Raw genomic sequence first — 14594 nt, forward strand, 5'->3', positions numbered from 1 at the left:
GCCATCCGACATGCGGACCCGGCCGATTCCGGACTCGATCTTCGTATAGTCCACCGGTACGGTGAATGGGCATTTTCGTTCGATTGGAAAGTCTGGTATTGACAAGATTTGATCCCCATTTCCCTCAGGTCTTAGGACGTCTGCTGGTAGCGTATGTATGCAGTGTTCTGAGATTGTCTTGTAAGGTTCAAATCTAGGTGAGAAGTGGGTGTGGTCGACCTTTGACCCCAACTGTTTATTGCGTTTCTAGAGTTTCTCCGTCGCCGGAAGTGTCTCTTCGTGGGAGCTGCGTTGCCACGATTGCTGCCGCCGCGACAAGGGCGAGGGCACAGAACAGAGCGAGCTCTGCTGCGTGAGCGCTACCTGCAGGAGTTAGTTCAGCTCCGGCGAAGGAAAAGAAGACTGATCCGAGTATGGCAACACCGAGTGAGTTACCGACTTGCTGAGCGGATGTCAGTGCACCCGATGCGGATCCGGTCTCGTAGTCGTCTACGCCTGATAGGACAATTCCGAAGAACGGTGCAATTACAAGTCCCGAGCCTACTCCGACAAGAGTAATCGGAAGCGAGAGCCACCAGGCCGTAACAGGTTCCTCCTGAAGCCAGATCGCGGCCAGCGTTCCGAGAATGCCAGTGGCTGTCACAGTAAGACCCCAGTACATTGTAGATCGGCGCATGCCGAGCGCCTGAGACAGTCCGAAGCCCACAACCATGCCAATCGCCTGGGTGCTGAGGGTTACACCGGACCGTAGCGGGCTCAGGCCGAGCCCTAACTGCAGGTACATCGACAAAAGCAGGGTTCCGCCCATCATCACTGAGAAGAAGAGCGCGCCGAAACTGAGCCCGGCAAGAAAAGGCTTCTTGCCAAACAGAGATGGTTCGACTAGCGGGCTGTGTCCAGCGCGTGCACGGCGACTTTGGCTACGAGCGAAGAGGAGTAGTAGCAAGGGTCCGCAGACCAGCATTATCCAAATCCACCAGGGCCAACCGAGTTCCCGTCCTTGTACGAGAGGGAACACTATCGCTGCCATAGCGAGGGCGGCCAGGGCTGCCCCGCCTATATCAATCCGCAAGGTGCGGTCTGGTCGTGATTTGGGAAGAAGTACGAATCCGAGCGACAGCGCAGCGACTCCCACCGGTACATTGACGGCAAAGATCATTCGCCATCCCCATCCGAAGTAGTCAGCGTCTACAAGCCAGCCAGCGAAGATTGGGCCAGCGACTCCAGCGCTGGCCATCACCGGGCCGGTCAGGCCGAGGGCGATTCCGACCTTCTCGACTGGGAACATTTCCCGGATCATTCCCAGTGCTTGAGGCACCATCAGTGCACCGAGAAGGCCCTGCAGGACTCGGCAAGCGATAAGAACGTCAGGAGACATGGCGGTAGCGGACAGCAGGCTGGCGATGGTGAAGCCGGTCATTCCGACCAAGAAAAGTCGGCGTCGACCGTAGATGTCTCCCAGGCGTCCGCCGATCAGGAGTCCCGCGGCCATCGCAATGGTGTAGCCTGCGCCTAGCCACTGGATAAACGAGTTCGATGTGCCTAAGTCGGCCATGATCTTGGGGCCTGCTGTGGTTGTGACCAAGGCGTCGAGTAGGTCAAGAATTTCGCCGACGAGGATCACCGCGACAGCGCACCAGGCCCATTTGTACTGTCGGACTTCCTGTTTGCCCTGCTGCTGCTTCCCGTCACTTGGTTGTTGGACCTCGTCCGTGGTCGACTTGGCTCCACTCATTGGGGTACCTTTCCCTGGCGCAGTTCGTAGTGAACAGCGTTCGCGAACTGAACGATGGTCTCCAGACAGTACACCGTCCGGTTCGGCGTATCGAGTCCTGGAGAACGCTATGGTGAGGATTGTGACTCGAAAGATGGAAGGATCAGATGTTCCGATGCCTCCCTGGGGCAAGCAGCGTAAGTCAACGCAAGCGCCGCGGGAGCCACTAACCGTCACTAGAATCGTGCGTGCGGCCATCGCAATTATCGACGTTGAGGGGTCTGACGCCTTGACGATGCGAGGCATTGCCCACAAGCTGGGTGTGGCACCATCAGCGCTGTATGTTCACGTTCAAAACCGGCAGGACATATTGAATCTAGTCTTGGAACATGTTCTCGAGAGTGAAGTGGGTTTGCCCGAGTTAACGGGAGATTGGCAGTTGGATGTAAAGCGCTATTTTATGCGTTTACAGTCTAAATTGTCGGCGCACGGCGACGTTGCGGTAGTTAATTTTGCGGCCTTTCCGCCGACGAGAATAGGTATTGCAACAACCGAGCGGTTGCTTACAGCACTGCTCGGCGCTGGTGTTTCGCCGCAAGTCGCCAGCTGGGGATTGCACCGGATAACGTTATACACTAACGCTGATGTATATGAGGGATGGCAGATGCGCAGTCGTCACATGGACGAGTGGGCTGGTCCTGTGCGTAAGTACCTGGAAGCTTTACCTGCTGCAGATTTCCCCTCTATCTCAAGTAGTTTAGACGCGTTACTGGACGAAGATAGTGACGGTAGGTTCGAGCTGGGTCTCGAATTTCTAATTTCAGGTATTGCGAATACCGTTATGTAGATTGGACACGCGCTGTACGGCAGTGGGCGTTCGATCAGGGCTATGAAATCATCGAGCGGGGCCGTATTTCCGGCCGGCATCGAAGAGGCGTACAACGCCGCCCACTGACCTGCGCTGAGCCTCAGTCGGAGTGGGAAAGGCCACCCGACAGTCTCAAGGGCACGGCGCGTGCGGCGGAATTGCGTCAGTGCCCAGCTCTAAGGTGTCGTGTGTGAGTGAGAACGATTCCGTTGGCGTAGTTCCGGTGCCCGATCGTGTGCTCGATGACCTCGCCGAGGTTCTGATCGACAGGCTCGATCAACTTCTCGATCGGTTGACCGACCGGGCGCTGGATGCACCGACAGCAGGGTCTGCTTTCTGGGAATCGGAATGGAACGACCGCGATTCGGCGATCGGCCGAGCTCGCGCCTTCGAGCGGTCTCGGGTTCGAGCGGAATTGGTGCGACGCGCAGGTGCCGGCCTCGGGATGGTCGACCCCTCTCCCCCATCACCCCCAAAATCACTGCACACGCCGGTGGTCCGAGGGCGCAGGGCACGGGCCGGTCGCCATCTCCTGGACGAGGCCCAGCTGACTTTCTTTTGAAAGCGATTATCGCGGTGCATGTTTCGCTCTTTCCTCGCAGCGAGCCAGTGATCGTGGTGATCGAGACTGCATGATTGTCCGCGAGACACCCAGTCGCCAGCTCCTGACCACGGGTGGCGTACGGGAGATTGTCTTCGGGCTGTGTGACGACAGCGTGAGCCCAGCTGCACTGTTCCTCCTCGCTCCTCGGTCCTGCGCTGAAGCCGCTCAGTGGTTGGTGCCAGCGAGGCGGTAGTTCGAGACTCTCCAGCTGTCGCCGGGATACCCCAGCCCTTTGACCGCGTCTGGCTGATGTGAACAGTGCCTTCGCTTTTTTCGGCTACGTGTGTGCGTCCGCCCCACGTGCACCCTTCGGCCCGGCCCCTGACAAGCGCAGAGCAGTACTGCCCCACGCCTCATCTGTGGTAGCGGAAGTGGCACAGTTTCCATCCGTTCAGGGTGGTGATGACGGTTGCCCGCCACGGTTCGACGGGCCGCTGTGTCGAGGTCCCGTCGGCGTGGAGGACTCGTTGTCGGCACTCGAGGTCAACGATGACCGTCCTCATTCCGGCGGGCGGGGCGGTGGCACCCTCGACGGGCCAGCAGGTGGCGGTGAGGGTGTCTTTCGAGCGAGCCCAGGCGTCCCACTCCCTGTCCGGACGTAGCTCGGTGGTGCTCTGGGCGCGTCGAGGGTGTCGATCAGCGGTGTGGTGATCCAGGGCCGGGCGCGGGCGAGCGCGTCGGCTTTGCTGGCGTCGACGGCGGGCTGCCAGGACAGGATCGCGTTCATCGCTGTCGTCGCAGCACCGGGGGCGTCGAGGCCGGCCGGGTCGAGTGGGTCGATCTGCACGTGGGCGTCGGTGCCTTCGGGTATCGGATCCGGATCGCTCGACCCGCCGCACCCGGCGAGGGCCAGTACGGCGGCCGCGGTGACGGCGGCAGCAGGTACATGGGACAGATCGAGCAACGGACGGGGGTTCGCGAATTTCTCAAAAGTCGGCGTGAACGCATCTTCCCCGATCAGGCTGGCCTGCCCGCATACGGTGACAACCGGCGGGTGAAGGGGCTGCGTCGCGAAGAGGTCGCGATGCTCGCCGGCATTTCGGTCGCCTACTACATCCGGCTGGAACGCGGCAACCTTTCCGGCACCTCGGACAGCGTGCTCGACGCGCTGGCCCGCGCGTTACAGCTCGGCGAGGTTGAGCGCGAGCACTTGTTCACTCTCGCGCGGACCGCCGGGCCGGTACGTCGCCGACGCGACATGTCGCCGCCGGTGCGCCCGGCGGTGCACCAGGTGCTTGACTCCATTACTGGCTCGCCTGCGTTGATCCGCAATGGACGCCACGACGTCGTCGCGATGAACCACCTGGCCCGTGTTCTGTTCGCTCCCGCGCTCGCGGACCCGCGCAGGCCCGTCAATCTGACTCGCTTCGTTTTCCTCCACCCCCACTCCAGCGACGTATTCGTCGACTGGCAGAGCGCGGCGCGAGAAACTGCCACGATGCTGCGCCGCGAGCTCGGTCGCAATCCGCACGATGAAGCATTGAGTGACCTGATCGGTGAGCTCAGCACACAGAGTGAATTCTTCCGGCAATGCTGGGCGTCGCACGACGTGAGGGTGCACCGCAGTGGCCGCAAGCGTCTGCGTCATGCCGCCGTCGGGCGACTCGATCTTGACTATGAGTCAATGGAATTGGCGTCAGATCCCGGGTTGACCCTCACTGTGTACACAGCACCCGCCGGCGATCCGAGTGCGGACGCGGTTGCCATGCTGGCCATCTGGGCGGAAACCCAGGACGTAACCGATATCAAAATTTGATCACCCAGTACTGGTAATTATTTGCTGCTTCACGGCTGGATAACAGCATGAGTGTGCGCTCGAGACCTATTCGCCGTGTACGTCGACAACAACCGACGCACGACACCACCGAAATAAGTAAGGGAGAAAACCATGCAGGAACACTTCACACAGCCCGAGGGTCTGCCCACACTGCCGGGACTCAGTCACGCCGTTGCGTTCTCCGGACGTCAGGTAATTGTGTCCGGGCAGGTGCCGCTGAACGCCGCCGGTGAGTTCGTGGGCGATGACGTCGAGGCGCAGATGCGGCAGGTGTTCACCAACGTCTCCATCGCGCTCGTTGCTGCGGGTGCGGAAATGAAAGATGTGGTCAAGCTGACCGTGTTCCTCACCGACATCGGTGACGCTGCCGTCTACCGCACCGTTCGCGACGAGTTCGTCGATACCAACAAACCGCCTGCGTCCTCGCTGTTCCAGGTGGGCGCGCTCATCAACCCCAAGTTCCGTGCGGAGATCGAGGCGCTGGCCGTCATCTGAGCGACCAGGGCAGGCACGGCCCTCGCCGTCTACATGACCAGCAAGTGAGTGCCTCTCCCCCGTCGTACTGAACCCGATTCGCTGCTGCACAGAGGGGAGAATACGGCAGCATCGATTATGCTGGTTTGCCAGAATTGCTGAGATATGTTGCAGCATAAAGGATCGCGAGAACCCCGAGGCCAGCTGACAATTCAAATCCGCGACAGGGACGTGGTACTCGGACCCAACAATGTGTTCGTGGTCCCGAAAGGCACTTCCACGAGGCCAATCCGTCTCTGCCGCTGGGCATCCTGTCGCTGGTGACCGGATACGGCGAGACCGATGCCGCGCTGTGCCGAACGGGCGTGGGCAAGATCGCCTTCACGGGGTCGACGAGAACCGGCTCGAAAATCATGGCGACGTGCGCCGAGTCTCTCACCCCGGTGGTCGTCGAATGCGGCGGAAAGGATCCGGTCATCGTCGCGGCGGACGCCGACATTGCCGCGGCAGCCGAGGCGGTGGCCTGGGGCGCATTCATCAACGCTGGAGAAGGCGAGACCCCACCAGTGTCGCCAGGGTCGCCGCCGGCATCGCCGCCGGCGACCTCACGTGGGAGGTGAGCTCGACCCACACCTTCGCCGATGCCGCCGAAGCCTACGAGGCGATCCTGCAAAGACACGTACGAGGCAAGAGCGTGCTGACCTTCTGAAGCCTCACCGCGCAAACGGCAAGCAGCGGGTTACCCGCGCTTTACCGCTGGCTGTGCTTTGCCAATGCTGCACCGTCCGCCTCGCCACCAGTCAAGTTTCTGAAACGACAGTTTCCGCACCGTCAAGACATGTTGACGCGTCGTTGGCTTTGCTGACTGCCGGCGGCGAATCAGCATTCGTCGGACAGTCGGTCTGCAGTGCCGCCTGGACTACTCTTCCGTCACGAGGCTCTACTAGATGACAAATACACCTCGGGGAGTCGGCCGTGAAGGCTCAGCCGGTCAGCGGGCCTGGACCGCCTGCACTCCGCCATAGGGGAGCGCTTCGAGCCGCTCTTTGAAGTCGTCGTAGTTGCCGACAACCGCGCCGGGCTCCGAGGCTAGGTCGAAGTCCCTGCGGATCAGACGTATGTCCGTGCGGACTCGCTCGGTCTCGTCGGTGACTTCTGTCAGCTGGTGCTCAATGTCTTCCAAGAGACCCTCTACATCGCGCCGCAGGGCTGACGTTTGGTGATCTCGCAGGAACGCGTCCTTGTGACGGGTTAGCGTCCTGCGGACGCGCTCACGACCATTCACGCGGACGGCCTGGCGTTGCGCTCTGTCGATGCGAGCGAACAACTGCTCGAAATTCGCTGTGGTGAGCGCCTGCAGGTTTTGGTCTGCTTCGTGTTCTAGGCAGTGCAGGACAGCCCGTGCGAACCCGACTTTGTCGAGCCGCAATTTGGTTCCTGCTTTTTTGCACGCGGCTTCCGCTGCTTTGAAGACTTTTTGGCCTGCCGCAACGGGCACGGTCGTGACGGCCGCGGCAACTTCGGCGGCCTCTTCGGGTGACAGGACCTCGGCGGCGTAGCGTCGTATCGCCATGAGGACTAGGTCGATCGGGATGAGGTCCTCGATCTCGCGGATCGAGTCGGATGCCACCGACACATCGTTGATATCGAGGTCGCTGGACTGGATCACGAATTCATCGTCTACGTATTTCTTGTCACGGTAGCCCTTCTTCAGTTCTTGGCGGATGCCGTCAGCCTCGTCGTCGCCGTCCAGCAGGACCACTACAGCCGGGGTGTCGACGTCGCGGCCTCGGGCGAGGTAGACCATGTATGGGATGTGCTCAGCCGATCCAGATGGAACTAGGGACAAGCTGTTCAAGTTCAGCGTGGCTCCAGTGCTCTCGGCGCGACGGGCCAGTGAACTGATCCCAGCGAGCAGCACCTGGTCGGCCTGACCTTCGAGCATTAGGTTGCAGTTGCTGATGAAGGTCGTTTCGGCAACGAAGGCGCCAAAGGCTGAACGGAGAGGCTCGTAGTGATTGCGGCCCGCGTTTGCGACCAGGCGGGTGCCTTCTTCGCCATCCCCTTTCTCAAGGACGCGGATCCGTTCGCTGTGGTTTTTGTCGATGAGAAACGGTGAGTGCGTCACGTACACAACCTGAATTGGCTTCACCGACTTGTTCGTTGGTTCGGCAAATGATGCGAAGATCCGCAACAGGTCCTGCTGGCCGAGCATCGATAGGTACGCGTCCGGCTCGTCCATCAGCAGGATCTCCTGCGCCCCAGTCGGGGCATGTGAGAGGTACTGAACGAAGTAGGACAGGAAATAGCTCATCCCACCACTGCGCTCGCTGAACGCGTACTCGCTGCCGGTGCGGTCTCGGACCGTGAAGACTAGGTCGAAGTCGCGCAGAGTTAACGTCAGTGAGAACTCGGAGTCCTGGGACCACCACTTCGGGAAGTTCAGCGCTTTTGCCAGGTCCTCGTTCATCTTTTTGACGATGCCGTTGGCGTAGCCGTCGTGGTTCTTCACGGCGGTCTTCAGTTGTTCGAACGCGTCTTTGCCGATGCCTGCGACCTGAACTAGCAGTTTCTCGGCCAGTTCGAGGCGCTTCATTAGATGCTTGTCGTCGACCTCGTCGACAGTATTGAAGGCCGTGTAGTCCTCGATGAGTTGCGGTGTCGCCTTATCGATTGTCTCCTTGCTGCCGAACCAATCGGGATTCGTGATCATGTTCTCGATCCAGCGCAGCATATTCTTGCGTGGCCTTGCCTTCTTCGCCTTGTCTGTCGCGGTTAGGTAGGCCAGCGGGACGCTGTCGGGCAGTGGCGTGTTCGCGTCAATCAGGAAGAAGGTCGGTAGGCCCAAAGATCTGATGTCGGCGGCTTTGACCTTTACCTCAGTCCAGTCGGTCCCGTTCTTCGCGTACACGACGGGACCGGTGTTCATGCGAAAAAAATGGAACGTTTCGACCAAGACAGACTCACCTAGGGTCGCGATCGACCGGACCGCGGCAACCTGCTCCTCGCTGAGGTCGGTGAATTCGCCGCCGAACTCTGGTTTCTTCATCTCGCCTCCGACGGTGAAGAACTGTGAGTAGCGGCAGAAGTCGCGGCGCTCGATGTCCTCGCCGGTCAGCAGACACTTGATGGCGCCGAGCAGCTGGCTCTTCCCGGACTCGTTCGCGCCGACCACCGTAGTGATCCCTGGCTCCATGGGGACGCGCACGAACGGGTAGAACAACCCAGACTCTGGCAGTCGGTCCCACTCGTCCGGTACGGCCTTCGGATGGCTTTTGCGGAGGTAGTCGTAGTTGAACGACTTGTAGAACCGGACGTAGAGGGTCTTGATCTTCATCGGGAGGCTCCTGCGTGGCGTCTTTGGAACGGTGGACGGTGGCTTAGAGCCGGGCCAAGAATGGTGCATTCGAACGTGCCTTCGTGCTGGCAGAAGCCTACGGTGGACGACCGACATCTGACCGGAACACCGGATGCCGCGACAGCGCTAGTGGCCGTGCCGACACTGCTAGCGCTGCCACCCATGACGTCACGCCTATATTCGTCGAAGTTCGACGGCAAGCGGGACCGCAGCTCTTGGACGATTTTGCGTTGCTTCTTCGAGTACCTCGGATAAGTTTTCGCTGAACTTTCAGTTCTATCAGCTTTTCATTTAGAATGAAAAGCATAAGAAGCTGAAAATTTACGATTGGCAGCCGAAGTGAACTCACTAGAACGAAACTGGCTCGAGGAAACCCTGTACAGCCTGTCCGATGTTGGGATCTCGATTAACAGCCTCAGCTGGACCGACGCCCCCGACCAGGGGTTTGACGCTATCGTCATGCTGGTCCGAAACGAAAACCTACAGAGGTATCGAGTCGTCTACGCTCCGTCGTTGACTTACTCGGGACTTTCTAACCTACGACTGTACGACGAACAGACGCCTGTGCTGGCCATCGGTGAGAGGATCACTGAACGGAGCGCAACTTCATTACGCGACCTACGAATCCAGTACGTGGACGGTCTAGGCAACACCTACCTCGAATTCGGCGACGTCTACATCGACATCCGGGGTAGACGAGCTAGCGTTCGAGATAGAGAGCGAGGCGTTGCTCTTCGTCCCGCTAGCGAGTCCCAACTTCGAGTTGCGCCAAAGAACCTTTTCAGTCCCCGTCGCTCGCAGGTAATCTTCGCACTCCTGTCGTGGCCACATCTTGCAATGGCAAGAGTTCAAGACGTGGCAACAGTTGCAGGCGTGTCGTTGGGCCAGGCTCACAACGTCCTCGCGCTGCTTGATGATGCGGGATTGATTTACAGAGGTTCTCCCCTACGCCATCACCAGACGCTAGATCTACTCGAGCCATGGGCAGCGGAGTACTCGCGAGGTCTGCGGAGAAAGCTCGTAATCGCCACCTTCCACTCAGACGACCCGACGGTCATCGACCTTCGGCCGCCTCAAGAGGCGTACCTCAGTAGTGAGTCCGCAGGTGGCGTCGGGATTTACCGCCCAGCCACCCTGACCGTGTACTTGGACCACTACGACCGCAAAATGGCGTTCGACAACAGATGGCGAAACGACCCTGAAAGACCGCCTAATGTCACTGTTCTGCAACAGTTTTGGCGAGATCCGGAGAATGGTCAAAAGGATAAACACCGAGGAGCTGGGGGGCCTTCCAACGCGCCTTGGCCGCTCGTCTACGCTGACTTGCTCGCAGCCAACGACCCGAGGCTGGCCCAAGTAGCTGCAACATGGAGAGACCAGCATGTTCAACCCGGAAAAGTGTGACCCCCAGCTGCTTGAGATAGTCGACCGCGTCAGTGCACAGCTGCTAGCCCAAACCGATCACTTGCGCCCGGCCGATCTGATGCTTCTCGGTGCCCATAGCCGAAACCTGCTTCACGATTCCTTGGGCCATCAGTTCTTGCTGCGAGCCACGGAAGACCTGGACATTGCGTTCGCGATTGCGGGCTGGGGAACGTACGCAGAAATCGTTGATGGTCTCCCCAAGCTTGGTGACACGGGAATCAGGTATGAAGTGGATGGTGTCCCTACGGACCTTGTTCCGTTCGGCGGCATCGAGGACCCGATTGGGGTGGTACCCGACCCGCCTGACCGAGACCTCAGTGTTTGGGCTTTCCGGGAGGTTTTCGATGGGGCTCACACACTCCCCCTGCCCTCCGTCGGACCAATCAAGATCCCCGCAGTCCCAGGGTATTGCGCGCTCAAGCTCGCCGCCTGGCTCGATAGAAGCATGCGATACGAATACAAGGATGCTGGCGACATCGCCACGGTGCTTTTCTGGTACACCAATTCCAGTAAGGTCACCGAACGCTTGTACAACGATGGACACGAGGTCCTTGACAAGTTCGAAATGGACGAATCCCTAGGCGCGGCTTTCCTACTCGGAAGAGACATTGCAGAGCATATTGGCGCCAAACGAGTAGGCGAGCTCAGTCTCAGATGGCCTGGACCGCGCGCCGAGGAGCTGCCGCGGTGGATGAACATCCCAGGTTCGCCGTCGGCATGGACCCCAAACCCCGGCCGACGAAGCTCACTCCTCGATGCCATGCAACAAGGATGGTCAACCTACATCTGACCGCAAGGCGAGGCTTGCCGATGGCGACGCGCGCCGACGGAACTCTCTTCATCCGGAACTTTGTCGGGATTCCGTTGATCGATGCGCAAGACTCGCCACTTTAAGAGCGGAGGGAAGCCGGCTCGCCAGTGCTTTTAATAATCGGCAGCCGCTACGTCTTCGGAGCCGCGGCTGCCAGATCTGCGTCGAGGTGAGCTTCAATATCCGATGCAGTGGAAGAGTGCTGTACCCCGAGCCCGGACCACCACCTGCTCGGCGTGGCTTGGTACGGCCCGTAGGCACCGTCGGTCATTCGTGTCCCTGTGACGACTAGGCCGTGACGAGCCCTGGAGAGCATGACTAGCAGGACACGCTGCTCCTCTGCTAGCGCGTCTCCCGCACTGTTTCGCCTGCCTGGCAGATGCCCTTCCTCCAAGCCGACTACGAACACCCAATCGAACTGCTGGCCTTTACCAGTGTGCGCGTTGAGCAGGTGGACGCCGGGACCTACCGATTGTTTGGGATCGGACGCTTTGATTGATCTTACGGCGACCTTCGCCGAAGCGGCCTCGCCCTGTTCCAGAGTGTCGAAAGCGTCATCGACCAGCTCACGTGCGTCGACGTCGGCAGGGTCCAGGGACTTGAGCACCGCCAGTCGGGCGTCACCGATGCTTGACCCGTGCGGCAGGGTCGCAACGGTGGACTGGATCAGCGCCACTATTTCGGGGTCATCGATCGCAAGGTCCCAACGACGGACAGGGAATGCTGTCTCCTCGGCGAATACCGCGTCAATGTTCTTGCGGCGCCATCCCGCCCGGGTAATGATTCCGATGGATGCCTCGGGGGCCCGTTCCAAAATCGATCTTGCGACGCGCCGCAGTACTTCCGCCTCTGCCGCGCCGTCCGGGAGCACGAGAGCCGCGGAGTATCCGCCGCCTGGCCACAGCTGCGGTTGCGCGGACACCAGACTGGAACCTGGATTGACCTGCTCGCTCACGGCGTTGACCACATCGAGCACTTTCGGCGAAGAACGGTAAGATTCGCGCAACCTAAATGGCTGACCGCAAGTTCTTTGAACTTCCGCCTCAACCTCGGCCGGCGCGGCCCCTGCCCACGAGTAGATGCCCTGGAGAGGATCTCCGGCAAAAGTACGTCTTGACGTGCAGCTCAGTAGGGCGAGATCTAGTTGTTGCATTGAAAGGTCTTGAAACTCGTCGATCAAAACGGCGTTGAAGTGCGCCTGATAAAGCCGCGCGATTGCGGGAATGCGGAGCAGGCGCTGCGCGTGTCGAAGTAGGTCGTCGTAGTGCAGCTGGTTAGTCTCCTGCCGCGATCTTTCGACTCTCTCCGCAAGTTCGAGTGCCTGCGTGGGACCTCGCTGCCGAATGGCTGTCAACACCTCGGCGTCCGAGAGCGGTGCCCGTTTGATTTCGCTCAGGACTCGCTCGGCCTCATACATAGCGGACCCGCGACCCGCTGCTTCCATGGCCCGCCGCATGGTACTCGTTTTCGGAAATACCAATTCGTTCATGTCGAGGCCGATCGTCCTGCCATGTCCGAGGACAACCTGCGTCGCGAAACCGTGCAAATTGTGAACCACGATCTGGCGGCGTGCCTTCGTATGGCCGAGAACTGACCGAAGCCGCTCTTCGAGGTTCGAACGAGCCCGCTTGGTGAAGGTCAGTGCTAACACTCGCTGATTTCGCTCAAGGTGGCCGATCTGGTGAGCGGCACGGTGAGCCAGAACCTCTGTCTTTCCGCAACCCGGCGGGGCAATGATTAGTAAATGGTTTTTGGATGACGTGGCCGCATCGAGCTGTTCCTTACTGAGCGAAAACCCACTCACTGGCTGCTCAGTTCGCGTAGAACACCCACGAGACGCGCCACGCTGCCGATTTTTTTCGCTGTGTTCGGTGTCATGGCTTCAGCGATGCAGGTTGCAGCGTCCACTTTGCCTCTGCTTCTGCAAAATTTCGCTACTGCTGTGGCCTCGATTTTCTCGATTGTCTCGACGCCGGTGGACTGCAGTAGTGCTTGGTGGTGACAGAACTTTCCATCGATGAGTGCGTTCGCCGCGGCTGGGCCGCCGAGCGCGGCGGTGTACTCGTCCTCAAGATCGGCTGCCGAGACGAATACCTTTTTGTCGATGACGTCGCGGGGCCTGCCGCCGAAAGCGCCCACCCAGGAGCCGCTCTCGGCTTCGTCGACTAGTCCTAGCAGCGTGGGCCCGAAACCGTCGGGTCCGAGGAGTGGAAAAACGTTTTTGAACTTTTCGGCGCCATCCAGTTCGATAACCACCGCACCAAGGCGATCGAAGTCGACGCCCAAATGCTGGGCCACCGATTCAACAATTACTCGATCGGCAGCACCCTCGACGACTACTACGAAGCGAGCCGTCAGCGCCTCCAGAAGCCGCGGCGACCACCAGTGCGCTCTCACCTTGTCAACCTTCGACAGCTCCGCCTTTCCCACCTGGTGGCACTTGCCATCCCGGTCGACTGCGATGACCTCTGCGGGCTCGAAGCGGTGCAGGATGTATGGCGAGTGGGTAACGATGATCTTCTGATTTCCGCCGCCGCTCAGTAGGTCCGCTGCTGTCCGCTGGCTTGTCGGGTGCAGATGGATCTCTGGCTCGTCTATTGCGAGGATGTTGGCCGTTCCCTCGGCGAGGTCAAAAAGCGTCATCGACATGAGCTGGCGGACGCCGTCGGACTGCTCCACCAACGGAACATGGGTGCCGCCTCGGTTGAGGAACATCGTGACATCCTGCAATACGTCACTGGACGGGTCGGTCACCGTCCGAACCGAGAAGTCTTCTTTGGCGAGTGCGCGTGGCATCGAACGACTGAGATGGTCAGCTACGCGTCCGAGTAGATCGGCGACGGACTCGTTGCCAGCAATCTTCTCATTGAACTGTTCTAACAGGCCCTTCAAAGCTTCTTCGTTCGTTCCGAGGTCGGCGGCCGCGAGGAGCGTCCGGACTGGGCTGTGGGCACCCTCCATCAGCGACGCCCCACGCGTCGCCTTGAGGTAACGCCAACCAAACACCTCGAGCTGTTCGCGGCTTGGCCCCCTCCCATGCCCGCTTTCCGGAAACCACCGCCGAATCGTCACCGTCTGGTCGTCTTCAAGGTCTGGCTCGACGATCATCTGGACCCAGAGGTACTCGCTGACCTGATCGTCAGCGATGCTGATCTCCGAGGGGAAGGGACGACGGTTTTTGTCTGTGAACTCCGACCACCAGGCATTGACCACTAGTGGCTGTTCAACGTCTCGCAGATCGCTTAGCTTGAGGGCCTGGTAGATCGCTGCAGTACTAGTTCCCAGCAGGAGGTTCAACATGCGCAATATCGACGACTTCCCCACATCGTTTGCGCCGACTATGACCGCATGCCTTCGCACCTCGAGGTTGAGGTCCTGGATCCGACTGTAATTCGAGATTTTAATTCTGGTCAGGCGCATGGCCGCCTCCCCTCAGGTTCTGGAGCGAAGGCACTGCTCCCATGTGCACCGTGCGAGATTATTGAACCATCTGGTCTGGTCGAATCGTTACCGGCGTCATTGAGAACCCGGCCTCGGTTTTTTATAAGACTGTAATAATTGTC

General features: G+C 59.7%; 13 protein-coding genes and 2 pseudogenes. 8 read left to right on the plus strand and 7 right to left on the minus strand.

Annotated features, from left to right (window positions below):
• Nucleotides 1–235: 235 nt before the first annotated feature.
• Entirely contained in the window at nucleotides 236–1735 is a 1500-nt protein-coding gene (locus QMK32_RS19740) for an MFS transporter (protein WP_283476923.1), read from the minus strand.
• Between the two features lie 121 nt (nucleotides 1736–1856).
• Between QMK32_RS19740 and QMK32_RS19745 the strand changes: the two genes are divergently transcribed.
• From QMK32_RS19745 to QMK32_RS19750, 3 genes are read left to right on the plus strand one after another with little or no spacing between them, the layout of a single operon-like run.
• The gene (locus QMK32_RS19745) at nucleotides 1857–2561 is read left to right on the plus strand and encodes a TetR/AcrR family transcriptional regulator (protein ID WP_283476925.1); all 705 of its coding nucleotides are present in this window, start codon (nucleotides 1857–1859) and stop codon (nucleotides 2559–2561) included.
• Complete coding sequence (locus QMK32_RS25425) at nucleotides 2525–2776, plus strand: Lsr2 family DNA-binding protein (protein WP_502943716.1); 252 nt, start codon at nucleotides 2525–2527, stop codon at nucleotides 2774–2776. Before QMK32_RS19745 ends, QMK32_RS25425 begins: the two co-directional genes overlap by 37 nt.
• Nucleotides 2773–3144 carry a hypothetical protein gene (locus QMK32_RS19750; RefSeq protein ID WP_283476926.1) on the plus strand — a complete coding sequence of 124 codons (372 nt, stop codon included), beginning with the start codon at nucleotides 2773–2775 and terminating at the stop codon, nucleotides 3142–3144. Before QMK32_RS25425 ends, QMK32_RS19750 begins: the two co-directional genes overlap by 4 nt.
• 541 nt (nucleotides 3145–3685) lie before the next feature.
• Here QMK32_RS19750 and QMK32_RS19755 read toward each other — a convergent pair.
• Nucleotides 3686–4090 carry a hypothetical protein gene (locus QMK32_RS19755; RefSeq protein ID WP_283476929.1) on the minus strand — a complete coding sequence of 135 codons (405 nt, stop codon included), beginning with the start codon at nucleotides 4088–4090 and terminating at the stop codon, nucleotides 3686–3688.
• On the opposite strand from QMK32_RS19755, the gene QMK32_RS19760 reads away from it, so the two are divergent.
• The 4 genes and pseudogenes from QMK32_RS19760 to QMK32_RS25435 all read left to right on the plus strand — a co-directional run bounded on the left by QMK32_RS19760 (nucleotide 4073) and on the right by QMK32_RS25435 (nucleotide 6146).
• Nucleotides 4073–4942, plus strand: a complete 870-nt coding sequence (locus tag QMK32_RS19760; protein WP_283476931.1) for a helix-turn-helix domain-containing protein — start codon at nucleotides 4073–4075, stop codon at nucleotides 4940–4942. The two genes, QMK32_RS19755 and QMK32_RS19760, sit on opposite strands and share 18 nt — an antisense overlap.
• A 132-nt stretch (nucleotides 4943–5074) precedes the next feature.
• The gene (locus tag QMK32_RS19765; RefSeq protein WP_283476933.1) at nucleotides 5075–5458 is read left to right on the plus strand and encodes a RidA family protein; all 384 of its coding nucleotides are present in this window, start codon (nucleotides 5075–5077) and stop codon (nucleotides 5456–5458) included.
• A gap of 287 nt (nucleotides 5459–5745) precedes the next feature.
• Nucleotides 5746–5988: pseudogene (locus QMK32_RS25430) on the plus strand (aldehyde dehydrogenase family protein); the annotation flags it as partial.
• A complete protein-coding gene (locus tag QMK32_RS25435; protein ID WP_502943708.1) occupies nucleotides 5892–6146 on the plus strand; it encodes a zinc-binding dehydrogenase in 255 nt (84 codons plus the stop codon). The pseudogene QMK32_RS25430 and the gene QMK32_RS25435, both read left to right, overlap by 97 nt.
• A gap of 282 nt (nucleotides 6147–6428) precedes the next feature.
• Here QMK32_RS25435 and QMK32_RS19775 read toward each other — a convergent pair whose 3' ends face one another.
• The gene (locus QMK32_RS19775; protein ID WP_349307582.1) at nucleotides 6429–8348 is read right to left on the minus strand and encodes an ATP-dependent nuclease; all 1920 of its coding nucleotides are present in this window, start codon (nucleotides 8346–8348) and stop codon (nucleotides 6429–6431) included.
• 774 nt (nucleotides 8349–9122) lie between these two features.
• Between QMK32_RS19775 and QMK32_RS19780 the strand changes: the two genes are divergently transcribed.
• Nucleotides 9123–10199 (plus strand): type IV toxin-antitoxin system AbiEi family antitoxin, encoded by a 1077-nt coding sequence (locus QMK32_RS19780; RefSeq protein WP_283476934.1) that lies wholly within the window; start codon nucleotides 9123–9125, stop codon nucleotides 10197–10199.
• A 43-nt stretch (nucleotides 10200–10242) separates the two neighbouring features.
• Here the strand turns inward: QMK32_RS19780 and QMK32_RS19785 are convergent, their stop codons facing one another.
• The 4 genes and pseudogenes from QMK32_RS19785 to QMK32_RS19800 form a co-directional block, all read right to left on the minus strand.
• Nucleotides 10243–10764 carry a hypothetical protein gene (locus QMK32_RS19785; protein ID WP_283476937.1) on the minus strand — a complete coding sequence of 174 codons (522 nt, stop codon included), beginning with the start codon at nucleotides 10762–10764 and terminating at the stop codon, nucleotides 10243–10245.
• A 397-nt stretch (nucleotides 10765–11161) separates the two neighbouring features.
• A complete protein-coding gene (locus QMK32_RS19790) occupies nucleotides 11162–11998 on the minus strand; it encodes a 3'-5' exonuclease (protein ID WP_283477027.1) in 837 nt (278 codons plus the stop codon).
• Between the two features lie 96 nt (nucleotides 11999–12094).
• Nucleotides 12095–12835, minus strand: a pseudogene (locus QMK32_RS19795) (UvrD-helicase domain-containing protein); the annotation flags it as partial.
• Nucleotides 12832–14451 carry an ATP-dependent nuclease gene (locus QMK32_RS19800; protein WP_283476939.1) on the minus strand — a complete coding sequence of 540 codons (1620 nt, stop codon included), beginning with the start codon at nucleotides 14449–14451 and terminating at the stop codon, nucleotides 12832–12834. The pseudogene QMK32_RS19795 and the gene QMK32_RS19800, both read right to left, overlap by 4 nt.
• Nucleotides 14452–14594 lie beyond the last annotated feature (143 nt).

Origin of the sequence: Rhodococcus sp. H29-C3, assembly GCF_030063405.1 — a bacterium.
In the GTDB taxonomy this organism is placed as follows: domain Bacteria; phylum Actinomycetota; class Actinomycetes; order Mycobacteriales; family Mycobacteriaceae; genus Rhodococcoides.

Bases quoted from the DNA above. Each gene is read 5' to 3' on its own strand.
- QMK32_RS19740 (WP_283476923.1), bottom strand. From the start codon at position 1,735: ATGAGTGGAGCCAAGTCGACCACGGACGAGGTCCAACAACCAAGTGAC.
- QMK32_RS19760 (WP_283476931.1), top strand. From the start codon at position 4,073: ATGGGACAGATCGAGCAACGGACGGGGGTTCGCGAATTTCTCAAAAGT.
- QMK32_RS19765 (WP_283476933.1), top strand. From the start codon at position 5,075: ATGCAGGAACACTTCACACAGCCCGAGGGTCTGCCCACACTGCCGGGA.
- QMK32_RS25435 (WP_502943708.1), top strand. From the start codon at position 5,892: ATGCGGCGGAAAGGATCCGGTCATCGTCGCGGCGGACGCCGACATTGC.
- QMK32_RS19800 (WP_283476939.1), bottom strand. From the start codon at position 14,451: ATGCGCCTGACCAGAATTAAAATCTCGAATTACAGTCGGATCCAGGAC.